The sequence below is a fragment of the Kribbella sp. CA-294648 genome, from assembly GCF_050943845.1.
Taxonomy (GTDB): Bacteria; Actinomycetota; Actinomycetes; order Propionibacteriales; family Kribbellaceae; genus Kribbella.
In genome coordinates this window covers 4325836-4337850 of sequence record NZ_CP191981.1, presented here as the reverse complement: position 1 = coordinate 4337850, position 12015 = coordinate 4325836, and the positions used below count along the sequence as shown (strand labels likewise).

Here is a 12015-nt window from a genome sequence, read left to right as displayed (position 1 = left end):
GGACGCGGCTGACTCTCGCGTCGGTGGCAGTCGCGTTTGCTGCGGCGGACACCTACGTCGTAGTACTGGCACTGCCGGACATGATGGCCGGGGTCGGCCTGTCTGCGGACCAACTGCAGCGAGCCGCCCCGATCGTCTCGGGCTTCCTGCTCGGCTACATCGCAGTGCTGCCCCTGATCGGCCGCATCGCCGACGTGGTCGGCCGTACGCCGGTCCTGGTCGGAGCGCTGATCCTGTTCGCAGTCGGCTCGTTGATCACCGCCGGGGCCTATGACCTGTCGCTGGTCGTCGTTGGGCGGTTCCTGCAAGGTGTCGGCGGCGGTGGACTGGTCCCGGCCACACTGGCGCTCGTCGCCGACCTCTGGCCGGCTGAGAGACGAGGACTCCCACTCGGCGTCGTGGGAGCGGTGCAAGAGATCGGGTCGGTTCTAGGCCCGCTCCTGGGTGCTGCTGTGCTCGCTGTCGCCGACTGGCGCTACATCTTCTGGCTGAACCTCGCCGTCGCCGTCGTACTCGCTCTGTTCCTCCGTGGCCTGCAGCGGCCGCCACTCTCGGCTGCCGTTGGGTTACTAGCTTGCATAGCGCTCGGTCTCACCCTGACGGCGCCAGAGCGACTAGCCAGCGGCATCACGCTGGGCCTGCCGTTCGTGCCCTTCAGCGGTGACTCCCGGCTCCTCACCCCGATCGGTGTGGCCACCCTCGTGCTGCTGCTCTTGTGGCTGGCCCTGATTCTTTTCAAGGCACGCGCGAGCCTCGCGGACCTGGTGAAGAAGGTCGACCTGTTCGGCGCACTGCTGCTCGCCTTGGCGTTGGCCGGCGTCGTACTGGCGTTTGCGACGGCCGATCCCGAGCGAGAGGTCATGGCACCGGCCGGACCGTGGCTACTGGTCGCCGCTGCGGTCTTCGCGGTCGCCTTCGCATTGTGGCAGCGCCGTACTGCGCAAGCGATCGTCCCGCCCGGCCTGCTCGGCGCCAGACCAGCGTGGGGCTCCCTCCTGGTCAGCTTCCTCGTCGGCGCCGCCCTGATCGCCGCACTGGTCGACGTCCCTGTCTTCGCCCGTACTACGCAGAGCGGCGGCCAACTGGCAGCCGCACTCGTCCTGCTGCGCTTCCTGGTCGCCCTGCCGATCGGTGCCGTCGTCGGAGGCTGGCTGACGCGTCGCTATGGCCTGGGGCTGATCACGGGTGCCGGGCTGGCACTGGCGGGAGCGATGTTCGTCCTGATGGCCTTCTGGGACAAGGACGCGCTGAAGCATGCCCCGGCCACTATCAGCCTGCTCGCCTGCGGTTTCGGATTCGGCCTCGCGCTGTCACCGGTCAACACCGCGATCCTCGGCGCTACAAGGCCCGACAGCCACGGCCTGGTCAGCGCTCTGGTCGTCGTCGCCCGGATGGTCGGCATGCTCGTCGGCGTCTCGGCCCTGACCGCGATCGGTTTGCGCCGCTACTACACGCTGGTCGCTGACATTCCGTCACCGAACGAACTCTGTCCGGGCAACGCCGCGACCTGCCGGCCGTTCATCGACGCGCTCCGCGAGGCAGGCATTTCACAAGTGCACACGATCTTCGCCGGGGCGGCGGTCTGCGCGTTCGCGGCCGCAGTACTGGCGGTCCTGCTGCTCGGCCGGCAGCCGGCGATCGCGACGCTGTCCACAGGTGACGGCGGTCATGGGGACGGGGAGTCTGCTCGCGTACGGTAAAGGCTGTGAGTGCACCGACAATCGGCAGGCCGGGCCTGTGCTCGACCTATTGCCGTGAGCTGCGGGAGCCGATGGCCGGTACGGCGCCCGAGGCGACCGGCTGGCTGGTCGTCGAGCAGCCCGGCCCGTGGGGCAAGAAGGCGCCGACGCAGAGCCATCTGGATCCGGAGTTCGGTGCCAAGATCGACACCGACGCGCAGAAGGCCGACCTGCGCTTCGGCCTGATCCGCTCCCCTGGCAGGCATCCGGACGCCCATCCGCGATCACACCAGGTGTACGTCGCCAGCACGTTGCCCGGCCGCAGCTGGCTGCTCGGCGGCAGTGTCGCCGACCCGAAGATGCTGACCGAACTCGATCTCATGGCGGTCAGCCGTGGTGATCGCGCCGCGGCCATCAGGTCTCTGCCAGAGCTTGCCCCGGTCAACGAACCCGTGCTGCTGGTCTGCACCAACGGGAAACGCGACGAGTGCTGCGCCCTGCTCGGCCGGCCGATCGTGAAGGCGCTGGCCGCCCAGGCACCGGGACGGGTGTGGGAAGCGAACCACCTGGGCGGGCACCGGTTCGCGCCGACCGCTACTCTGCTGCCCGCAGGGATCATGTACGGCCAGCTCGACGTGGAGACGGCCGCCACCCTCCTCGCCGCGGCCGACCGCGGCGAGACCGTCCTCGAGAAGCTGCGCGGCCGGTCCACCTGGACCAAGCGCGGCCAGTTCGCCGAGATCACCGTCCGCAACCTCATCGGCGAGGCCGGACTCGACGCCCTCAGCGTCGTGGCGGAAGACCTGGAGACCGTCACGGTCAGGCACGCCGACGGCCGGCTGTGGACCGTCGAGGTGACCAGCGAACCCGCCGACCCACCCCGCCCGGAATCCTGCGGAAAGGAACCCTTCGCCATGTCGATTCTGCGCGCCGGAACAGTCACCACCGGAGAGTCACGATGACCGACGAACCCCAGACCGGTTTCGAAGACCTGCTCGCCGCCAACGCCGACTACGCCAAGCACTTCCAGTACAGCGGGTTCGACGGCATCGCCCACGCCGGCGTCGGCGTGGTCACCTGCATGGACTCCCGGATCCCGCCGCTGGAGCTGCTCGGCCTCAAGCCGGGCGACGCCAAGGTACTGCGCAGCGCCGGGGCCCGGGTCACCGAGCTCACCCTGACCGGGCTGGTCCTCGGCGTCCAGCTGCTCGGCGTCCGCCGGATCATGGTCGTCCCGCACACCCGGTGCGCGATGGCCGCGATGACCGAGGACGAGATGCGCGCGAAGGTCGAAGCCGCCGCGGGCAAGCCGGCCGGCTACCTCCCGCTCAACGTGATTCCCGACCAGCTCGAGGCCCTGCGCCGCGATGTCGCCGCGGTCCGCGAGCACCCGCTGATCGGCGACGAGATCCTGGTCGGCGGCTTCATGTACGACGTCGACACCGGTCTGCTCCGCCAGCATGTCTGATCCGTCAGGCGGTTTACACGCCGTTCACAATGGGGCAACAGCTCTGTAACGGCGAATTGACACTGTCGGTCGTGGTCGGTTCAGGGACCCCTGAGGGACGGCCTCGACGAAAGGACAGACGGTTGACGTACAAGGCCGAGTACATCTGGATCGACGGGACCGAGCCGAGCGCGCGGCTTCGCTCGAAGACCAAGATCCTCGCCGACGGCGAGACGCTGCCGGACTGGGGTTTCGACGGTTCGAGCACCAACCAGGCACCTGGTGACAACTCGGACTGTGTCCTCAAGCCGGTCTTCTCCTGCCCCGACCCGATCCGCGGCGGCGACCACAAGCTGGTGCTGTGCGAGGTCTACCTGGTCGACGGCACCCCGCACCCGACCAACAACCGGGCCGCGCTGCTGCCGGTCGCCGAGCAGTTCGCCGAGCAGGAGTCCTGGTTCGGCATCGAGCAGGAGTACACCTTCTTCCAGGAAGGCCGCCCGCTCGGCTTCCCGGCCGTCGGCTTCCCCGCTCCGCAGGGCCCGTACTACTGCGGTGTCGGCGCCGACGAGGTGTTCGGCCGCGAGATCGTCGAGAAGCACCTGGACGCCTGTATCGAGGCGGGCCTGAAGATCTCCGGCATCAACGCCGAGGTCATGCCCGGCCAGTGGGAGTTCCAGATCGGCCCGGCCGGTCCGGTCGAGGTCGCCGACCACCTGTGGGTGGCCCGCTGGCTGCTCTACCGCATTGCCGAGGAGTTCGACGTCGCCGCCACCCTGGACGCCAAGCCGGCCAAGGGTGACTGGAACGGCGCCGGTGCGCACACCAACTTCTCCACCAAGGCGATGCGCGAGGGCTACGACGCGATCGTCACCGCCTGCGAGGCGCTCGGTGCGCCGGGCAAGGTCGAGGAGCACATCGCCGGTTACGGTCACGGCATCGAGGAGCGCCTCACCGGCGCCCACGAGACCGCCCCGCACGACGTCTACAGCTACGGCGTCTCCGACCGCGGCGCCTCGGTGCGGATCCCGTGGCAGGTCGAGGTGGACAAGAAGGGCTACATCGAGGACCGTCGCCCGAACGCCAACATCGACCCGTACAACGTCACGCGTCTGCTGGTGAACACCTGCTGCACCGCCCTGGAGAAGGCCGGCCAGGTCTGACCCACGCAACTCGACACCGGCAAGGCCTCAGTTGAAGAGGACCTTGCCGGTGTCCAGTTCGTAGTACGCGCCAACGAGTTTGACCTTGCCGGCCTTCTCCAACGGACCGATGACGGTGGACTTGCGGAGCTGGGCGAGGACCAGGCCGACGTTGGCGTGGACCGCGTTGGCGAGGCGGTCGCCGGTGGAGCCCGAGACCTGGCGCACCGCCGGGGACAACGCCTCGACGAGGTAGCCGATCTCCCCCTCGGCTTCGGAGTGCTTCGCGTCGACCGCCTTGATGGTGGCGTCGAGCGCGCCGCACCGCTGATGACCGAGGACCACCAGCAACGGCGTACCGAGCTCGGCGATGCCGAACTCCAGGCTGCCGGTCACGGACTGATCGAGCACTCCCCCGGCGCTGCGGACGACGACGAGATCGCCGAGGCCGCGATCGAAGACCAGCTCGATCGGCACCCGCGAGTCGACGCAACCCAGCACAGTCGCGAAGGGATGCTGGGCTTTGCTGACGGCGACTCGACGCTCGGTGCCCTCGTCGCTGTGCAGGCCGTGGTCGGCCGCGAACCGCTCATTGCCTTCCTTGAGCCTCCGCAAGGCCTCCTCGCCGGTGGTGATCGGCGGCTCGGCTTGGGGTGCTGCACGGTCAGTGCCGCAGGCCGTTACGAGCGTCGTACCCAGTGTTGCGGATACCGCTGTGATCAGGAAACGGCGACGTGATGAGGCGGGAACGGTCACGGCTTGCTCCTCACGAGCTACAGGGCGTTAGTGCGGCGCCACTCCCGACCATAGGGGATTGCATACTGTCTGCCATAGACCGCTCTGTTCGAATCTCTCGGTATCGGGCCGGAGATCTGATAGACAACGGGTATGAGACTCCGCCCAAGCTCTCTTCCGCGCTTCGCACTGCTCGGCGCCCTGGCCCTGGCCACCGCTCTGACCGGTACTCCGGCCGCTACGGCCACCCGGGTCCCGGACCAGTCCACCAAGCCGACCTGCTTCGACACCGGCGTCGCAGGCACCGTCGAGGAGCAGCGGCTCGACAACGGCGTGGCCGGCGGTCCGTCGGTACCGGCCGAGATCCTGTCCAGGAGCGGCTTCGACCGTCAGGTGGCGCTGTTCACCAAGCTGCTCTGCGCAGTACCGAGCCGTGCCGCTGCCAGCACTCTCGTCCGGGTCCAGGGTGAGGCGCTGTGGCGCACTGCCACCCACCGCGCCCAGCACCCGCAGGTCGCGCCTGCACTGCCCTCCACGGACGACCGAGGCTTGTACTGGGCCCGCATCTCCATGGCACTCGCGCTCCGTCAGTGGCAACCCGGCTTCGGGCTCGGTACTACGGAACGCGCCGAGCTGATCCGCAGCCTCGAGTACTCCTCCCGCGGGATCACCAGCACCCGGTTCTCCCCCGGCGTACGGAAGATCCTGGTGACCGGGTTCGACCCGTTCACGCTGGACGCCGACATCCGGATCGGCAACCCGTCGGGGGCGAACGCGCTCACCCTCGACGGTCAGCGCTGGAAGGTGAACGGCACGACGTACGAGATCCAGACGGCCGTGTTCCCGGTCCGCTACACCGACTTCGACGAGAACATGGTCGAGAACGCGCTCCGGCCGCACTACCGCGGCGGACCGCAGCACGCGGACCTGGTGATGACAGTGAGCCAGGGCCGGGTCGGCATCTTCGACCTGGAGGCGTTCAACGGACGTCGCCGCTCGGTCAGCTCGATCGGTGACAACAACAATCTCTGGGGCGGTGGCACCATCACCGCGCCGGTCGTCTCGCCGAGCATGCCGCCCGGTCCCGAGTGGCTGACCGCGAGCCTGCCAATGGCCCGGATGTCAGGCGCCGCAGTACCGGCTCAGTTCCGGACCAGGGTCAACACGTCGGTCCTGGAGATCCCCGCGGGCGAGACCACGCCGGTACGCCGTCCGGACGGGCCGACACCTGGCTCGATCGCCTCCGAGGGCGCCGGCGGCGGCTACCTCAGCAACGAGATCGCCTACCGCAACACCCTCCAGCGCGATCTCCTCGACCCGTCGATGCCGGCCGGCCACCTGGACGTGCCGGTACTGCGGTTCGACGCGGCGAACACGACGCAGATCACCGACCCGACCTACGAGACCAACCGCGACCAGATCATCGAGGGCTCCCACTCGATCCTGCGAGCCGCCCTCCGCTGATCGCTGCCCTAGTTGTCGGCGAAGCCGGCCTTGGCAGCCTCCAGGGCCTCTTCGCCGACATCGCGCAGATGGGTGGCGACCGACCAACGGACGCCGAACGGGTCGCGGAGGGTCGCCGAGCGGGCTCCGAAGAACGTGTCCGCGAGCGGTTTCTCGATGATCGCTCCGGCCTTCTCCGCGGCCGCGACCGTCGAGTCGACGTCGGGCACGTACAGATTCAGGGCGTAGGTCGGCAGCGCGTCCTCGGCCGGCGCCGCGACCCCGACCTCGGGATAGGCGTCGGCCAGCATGAAGCCGGTGCCGGCGATCTCCAGTTCCGCGTGGCCGATCCGGCCGTCGGCACCGACGAACGGCGTCTCGGTCGGACGCGCACCGAACACCTCGCCGTACCATTCGATCGCCTTGGCGGCGTCACGGCAGTACAGGTACGGCGTCAGCACACGCCCGTGCGGCGGCAGGTAGCTCATGACGCACATCCTGTACCACCCCGGCCCGCAAAGACCACGGCTCAGCGACCGAGAATCACCTCGAATGCCTGCAGTACAGAGCTGAAATGATGGGTGGGCGTGTGCTCCGGAGCCGCCTGGTGATGATCCCCGACGAGAACAGTCGACAGCCCCGCGGCGGTCCCGCCCGCGATGTCGTACGCCGGATGGTCGCCCACCATCCACCCGCCGGCCAAGGTCGCGCCCGTCCGGGCCGCCGCGATCTTGAAGATCGTCGGATCGGGTTTGCGCACCCCGACCTGCTCGGAGATGCAGCAGTAGTCGACCGCCGCGCCGATCCCGGTGCGGTCGAGCTTGAGGGACTGCTGGACAACCCCACCGTTCGTGACCACGGCAACCCGCCACCCCGCAGTACGGAGTGTTGCGAGCCCGTCGAGCACGGCCGGGTCTGCCGATGTAAAGGGCGGATGCTCCCGGTCATAGGCATCCACGAGCTCCTGTACTTCGGCAGCCAGCCCGAAGCGCTCCTTTGCCGCGGCGAACAACTCAGGCCGTGGCCGGAAACCACCCTGGTCGTGATCGAGCAGCCATTCGACCGCCTCGTCGCCCAGCCCTTCACGCCGCGCCCACCACTGCGCCCACGCGACGAACGCCCCGTCCCGATCGATCAATGTGTTGTCCAGATCGAAGCAGGCAAGCCGGGGCGTCGTCGTCATCGTGGCTCCGTCAGGCGTCGATGCGGGTCTCGTCGAGTTCGTAGGCACCCTGGACGATGAACTCCTTGCGCGGGGCGACGTCGTTGCCCATCAGCAGGTCGAAGACTCCCGCTGCCGCTTCGCCGTCGTCGACGGTGATCCGGCGCAGGGTGCGGTGCCGCGGGTCCATCGTGGTCTCCGCCAGCTGGTCCGCGTCCATCTCACCGAGACCCTTGTAGCGCTGCGGGGGCTCTTTCCACTTGACGCCCTTCTTCATCAGTTCGGCCGACTTCCGCTGGTACTCCGCATCGGAGTACGTGTAGATGTACTTGTCCTGCCCCTTCTTCGGGTTGGTCAGCTCGAAGCGGTGCAGCGGCGGTACGGCGGTGTAGACCCGGCCCGCGTCGACCAGCGGGCGCATGTAGCGGAAGAACAGCGTCGCCAGCAGGCACCGGATGTGCGCGCCGTCGGAGTCGGCGTCGGCCATGAAGATGATCTTGCCGTAACGCGCCTGCTCCAGATCGAAGGTGCGGCCGGAGCCGGCGCCGACCACCTGGATGATCGAGGCACACTCGGCGTTCTTCAGCATGTCGCCGACGGACGCCTTCTGCACGTTGAGAATCTTGCCCCGGATCGGCAGCAGTGCCTGGAACTCCGAGCTGCGCGCCAGCTTCGCCGTGCCGAGCGCGGAGTCACCCTCGACGATGAACAGTTCGGAGCGGTCGACGTCGTTGCTGCGGCAGTCGGCCAGCTTGGCCGGCAGCGCTGACGACTCCAGTGCCGTCTTGCGCCGCTGCAGCTCGCGATGCTGCCGGGCCGCCACCCTGGTCCGGGAGGCCGCGACGACCTTCTCCATCACCGCACGGGCCTGGGCCTTCATCGTGCCCTTGGTCGAGGTGAGGAAGGTCTCCAGCTCGGTCTGCACCACCTTCGCGACGATCCGCGACGCGGCCGGCGTGCCGAGCACCTCCTTGGTCTGGCCGTCGAACTGCGGCTCGGACAGCCGCACCGTCACCACCGACGTCATGCCCTCGAGCACGTCGTCCTTGATGATCTCCTCGCCGCTCTTCAGCAGCCGCGTCCCGGTCAGCACGTTGCTGAACACCTTCGGCAGCGCGCGCTCGAAGCCGGCCACGTGGGTGCCGCCCTTCGGCGTGGCGACGATGTTCACGAACGAGCGCAGCTCGGTCTCGTAGCCGTCACCCCAGCGGACCGCGATGTCGACCTCGAGATCGCGCTCGACATCGGTCGGCGTCATGTGGCCGGCGTCGTCGAGCATCGGCACGGTCTCGGTGAAGTGGCCGGTTCCGGACAGCCGGATCACGTCGGTGACCTTCTGGTCGGTGGCCAGGAACTCGCAGAACTCGCTGATCCCGCCGTCGTGCTTGAACGACTCCTCGGTCGGCTCGTCACCGCGCTCGTCGCGCACCACCAACTCGAGACCGGGCACCAGGAACGACGTCTGCCGCGCCCGGGTGACCAACTCGTCGTAGTTGAAGGCGGCGTCCTTGGTGAAGATCTGCCGGTCCGCCCAATACCGGATCCTGGTGCCGGTGACGCCCTTCTTGGCCCGGCCGGCCTTGCGCAGGCCCTTCGCCGGGGTGAAGCTCGCGGACGCGCCCTCGGCATCGAACTCACCGGCGACACCCCGCCGGAACGAAGTGGCCCACGTCACACCACCACGGTCGACCTCGACGTCGAGCCGCGCGGACAGCGCGTTCACGACCGACGCGCCGACACCGTGCAGACCGCCGGAGGCGTTGTACGACCCGCCGCCGAACTTGCCGCCGGCGTGCAGCTTGGTGAAGACCACCTCGACACCGCTGAGCTTCGTCTTCGGCTCGATGTCGACCGGGATGCCGCGGGCCTTGTCGCGGACCTCGACCGAGCCGTCGCGGTGCAGCACCACGTCGATCCGGTCACCGTGCCCGGCGAGAGCCTCGTCGACGGCGTTGTCGATGATCTCCCACAGGCAGTGCATCAGGCCGCGGCTGTCGGTCGAGCCGATGTACATACCCGGCCGCTTGCGGACCGCCTCCAGGCCTTCGAGGACCAACAGGTTGCGGGCGTTGTACGTCGGGTCGAGCTCGGTACTGCGAGGCGTCGGGGCGGCCACAGGGCTCCTTCACTGGTTCACAAGCAGACAACGCGATGGCCGGAACCATCACACCCGGACAGCCTACGCAGGCGCACCCCCAAAACCTGGCAGGGCCACCCTGTGGCGCTGGTGTATCCACTATCCGGGCGGGGTACTGAGGAGGGACCAGATACGGTGGCAGAGAAAGGTGCTTCAACAGATATCGATCCGGACTCGATCTTCGTGTTTTCCGACACTCCGTCCATGCGCAACCAGTGACCGGATTGTGGCGCACAGTGAGAGAAGACACGCCCGACACCCGTTGGAAACAGCGGATCGCCCGAATCCGAAACGATTCCCCGTCAATATGCGTCATAAGGGAACAGGTGGTTCGTCTCACATTCGGACACGCTGCACCAACCGGGAAGCGATCCGCATGTCAGGATGTTGCTATCTGGTGAGTACGGAACTAGATGAGATGAGGCCTCAAGTGACTACAGCACTCGCCCCGAGTTCGACCCTGTCGGCTGCGGACCGTTGTGACCGCTGCGGCGCGCAGGCCTACGTTCGGGTGACCCTGACCTCCGGTGGGGAGCTACTTTTCTGCGCCCACCACGGACGGGAGCACGCGGACAAGCTGCGCAACATCGCGATCACCATCCACGACGAGACGGGCAAGCTGGAAGACAAGCCCGCCGAGTCGGTCCCTGCGGAGGGCGACCGGTAACCCGGCCTCACGGCGCCAACGAGGGCGCTTCCCCAACCTGAACTTTCGATGGCGGTCACCCGGACAGGGTGGCCGCCATCCGTCTGTTCAGACAATTTCCGGTACTACGTCCGCCGGCCCGTGCCGCCGCAGCTCACGCCAGGCCGACGCGAGCCGGTCGACAGCCTCCGTCATCACCTCCGCCGAGTAACTGAACGGCACCCGCAGGTAGTCGTCATGTTCACCCGTCGGATCCATCGCCCGGCCGGCCACCACCTCGACGCCATGCCGCAACGCCACCTGAGCGAAGACCCGCGCATCGGTCTGCGGCAACCGGATCCACAAGGCCGAGCCGCCGACGGGTTCGGTCCACTCCCATTCAGGTAGACGTTGTGTCAGCAACTGACCCATCAGCTGTTTTCTGTTGGTCGCCAAGATCGCCCGGGCCGCGGTGAGTTCGGTCAGTCGCGGCAACAAACGCGCGGTCAGCGCCTGATCGATCACCGGACTGCCCAGATCCGCGAGGGCCTTGTGCCGCGCGAGTCGCTCGGCCAGCGGCCGCGGCGCACGGATCCAGCCGATCCGCAGACCGCCCCAGACGGCTTTCGACACCGACCCGATCGTGAAGACCTCGGCGTCTTTTGGAGCAAAGGCAGCCAGCGGCGCCGGTACGTCGGGCCCGGTGGGATCCCAGGTCGAATAGGCGTTGTCCTCGACAACGACCACACCATGCTTCGCGGCCAGTTCGGCAACCTGTCGCCGGCGCGTTGCGGACATCAACAGTCCGGTCGGGTTGTGGAACGTGGGCATCACGAACAACATCGCCGGCTGATGCTCCCGGAATGCCACGGCGAGCAGGTCGGGCCGGACACCGGCATCATCGAGCGGTACGCCGACCACGCGTCCGCCGGCTGCTCCGAACAGGTCGAAGCAGCCGGGCCAGCTCGGCTGCTCGATCACCACCGCAGCTCCTGATCGCAGGTACATCTGCGTCACCAGCGCGATCGCCTGATGCGCTCCACTCGTCACCACGATCTCGTCCGGGCTGGTCGGCAGGCCGGACTCGGCGAAGTGTTCGGCGATCCGCTCCCGCAGTACGTCGAGACCGCGCGGGTGATAGCCGACGCCTTGCAGCAGCAATGGCAGGTCGGTGCGCGCCAGCTCTTCCACCTCGGCCGCCAGCTCGGGGATGCCGGGGTCGACGGCGTACGTCATCGCGATCACCTCGCTCGGGCCGTGCGCGATCCGGTGGAAGAGCGATTCGCCGTACCCGGCGGGCATGCGTTTATCGGCTCGCGACCGGCCCTTGGCGGCGGCCTGGGCGACCGTCGTACCGCTGCCTCGGCGGCTCTCGACGAGGCCGCGGGCGCGCAGTTCGTCGTACGCCGCGACGACGGTGGAGCGGCTGATCGCGAGGGCTTCCGCCAGCGTTCGCTCGGCGGGCAGCCTGGCGCCGACCGGTAGCTCGGACGAGCCGATCAGCGCGGCGATCGTGTCGGCGAGGCGGCGGTAGAGACCGCCGGAGCGGCCGGTGAGCTGGTGGCCGATCAGGTCGGCGAGGGCGGCGGGGTCGTCAGAACGGTCCACTTCTCCTCGGATTGGCTCGGGTGGACTGCTTCGGATC

At 68.1% G+C, this 12015-nt stretch carries 11 protein-coding genes; 6 read left to right on the top strand and 5 right to left on the bottom strand.

Annotation, left to right across the window (positions count from 1 at the left end; translation table 11 throughout):
- Positions 1-23 precede the first annotated feature (23 nt).
- From ACQPYM_RS20610 to glnII, 4 genes are all read left to right on the top strand, one after another.
- On the top strand, positions 24-1700 hold the full coding sequence (locus ACQPYM_RS20610; RefSeq protein WP_433023072.1) for an MFS transporter: 1677 nt from the start codon (positions 24-26) through the stop codon (positions 1698-1700).
- A 5-nt stretch (positions 1701-1705) separates the two neighbouring features.
- Positions 1706-2641, top strand: a complete 936-nt coding sequence (locus ACQPYM_RS20605) for a sucrase ferredoxin (protein ID WP_433023070.1) — start codon at positions 1706-1708, stop codon at positions 2639-2641.
- Positions 2638-3147 carry a beta-class carbonic anhydrase gene (locus tag ACQPYM_RS20600; protein ID WP_433023068.1) on the top strand — a complete coding sequence of 170 codons (510 nt, stop codon included), beginning with the start codon at positions 2638-2640 and terminating at the stop codon, positions 3145-3147. Before ACQPYM_RS20605 ends, ACQPYM_RS20600 begins: the two co-directional genes overlap by 4 nt.
- 122 nt (positions 3148-3269) lie before the next feature.
- Complete coding sequence (glnII, locus tag ACQPYM_RS20595) at positions 3270-4289, top strand: glutamine synthetase (protein WP_433023066.1); 1020 nt, start codon at positions 3270-3272, stop codon at positions 4287-4289.
- A gap of 27 nt (positions 4290-4316) precedes the next feature.
- On the opposite strand, the gene ACQPYM_RS20590 is transcribed toward glnII, so the two are convergent.
- The gene (locus tag ACQPYM_RS20590) at positions 4317-5024 is read right to left on the bottom strand and encodes a carbonic anhydrase (RefSeq protein WP_433023064.1); all 708 of its coding nucleotides are present in this window, start codon (positions 5022-5024) and stop codon (positions 4317-4319) included.
- A 132-nt stretch (positions 5025-5156) separates the two neighbouring features.
- Between ACQPYM_RS20590 and ACQPYM_RS20585 the strand changes: the two genes are divergently transcribed.
- A complete protein-coding gene (locus ACQPYM_RS20585) occupies positions 5157-6467 on the top strand; it encodes a hypothetical protein (protein ID WP_433023062.1) in 1311 nt (436 codons plus the stop codon).
- An 8-nt stretch (positions 6468-6475) separates the two neighbouring features.
- Here ACQPYM_RS20585 and ACQPYM_RS20580 read toward each other — a convergent pair whose 3' ends face one another.
- From ACQPYM_RS20580 to ACQPYM_RS20570, 3 genes are read right to left on the bottom strand one after another with little or no spacing between them, the layout of a single operon-like run.
- The gene (locus tag ACQPYM_RS20580) at positions 6476-6934 is read right to left on the bottom strand and encodes a VOC family protein (protein ID WP_433023060.1); all 459 of its coding nucleotides are present in this window, start codon (positions 6932-6934) and stop codon (positions 6476-6478) included.
- A 41-nt stretch (positions 6935-6975) separates the two neighbouring features.
- The gene (locus tag ACQPYM_RS20575) at positions 6976-7629 is read right to left on the bottom strand and encodes an HAD family hydrolase (RefSeq protein ID WP_433023058.1); all 654 of its coding nucleotides are present in this window, start codon (positions 7627-7629) and stop codon (positions 6976-6978) included.
- A gap of 10 nt (positions 7630-7639) precedes the next feature.
- Positions 7640-9724: a DNA gyrase/topoisomerase IV subunit B gene (locus ACQPYM_RS20570; protein ID WP_433023056.1), complete on the bottom strand. Its 2085-nt coding sequence runs from the start codon at positions 9722-9724 to the stop codon at positions 7640-7642.
- A gap of 439 nt (positions 9725-10163) precedes the next feature.
- On the opposite strand from ACQPYM_RS20570, the gene ACQPYM_RS20565 reads away from it, so the two are divergent.
- Positions 10164-10412: a DUF7455 domain-containing protein gene (locus ACQPYM_RS20565; protein ID WP_203590115.1), complete on the top strand. Its 249-nt coding sequence runs from the start codon at positions 10164-10166 to the stop codon at positions 10410-10412.
- An 87-nt stretch (positions 10413-10499) separates the two neighbouring features.
- Here the strand turns inward: ACQPYM_RS20565 and ACQPYM_RS20560 are convergent, their stop codons facing one another.
- Positions 10500-11978: a PLP-dependent aminotransferase family protein gene (locus tag ACQPYM_RS20560; protein WP_433023054.1), complete on the bottom strand. Its 1479-nt coding sequence runs from the start codon at positions 11976-11978 to the stop codon at positions 10500-10502.
- Positions 11979-12015 lie beyond the last annotated feature (37 nt).

Excerpts from the sequence above, each read along its gene's own strand:
- ACQPYM_RS20600 (WP_433023068.1), top strand. The coding sequence starts at position 2,638 with ATGACCGACGAACCCCAGACCGGTTTCGAAGACCTGCTCGCCGCCAAC.
- ACQPYM_RS20585 (WP_433023062.1), top strand. The coding sequence starts at position 5,157 with ATGAGACTCCGCCCAAGCTCTCTTCCGCGCTTCGCACTGCTCGGCGCC.
- ACQPYM_RS20580 (WP_433023060.1), bottom strand. The coding sequence starts at position 6,934 with ATGAGCTACCTGCCGCCGCACGGGCGTGTGCTGACGCCGTACCTGTAC.
- ACQPYM_RS20575 (WP_433023058.1), bottom strand. The coding sequence starts at position 7,629 with ATGACGACGACGCCCCGGCTTGCCTGCTTCGATCTGGACAACACATTG.
- ACQPYM_RS20565 (WP_203590115.1), top strand. The coding sequence starts at position 10,164 with ATGAGGCCTCAAGTGACTACAGCACTCGCCCCGAGTTCGACCCTGTCG.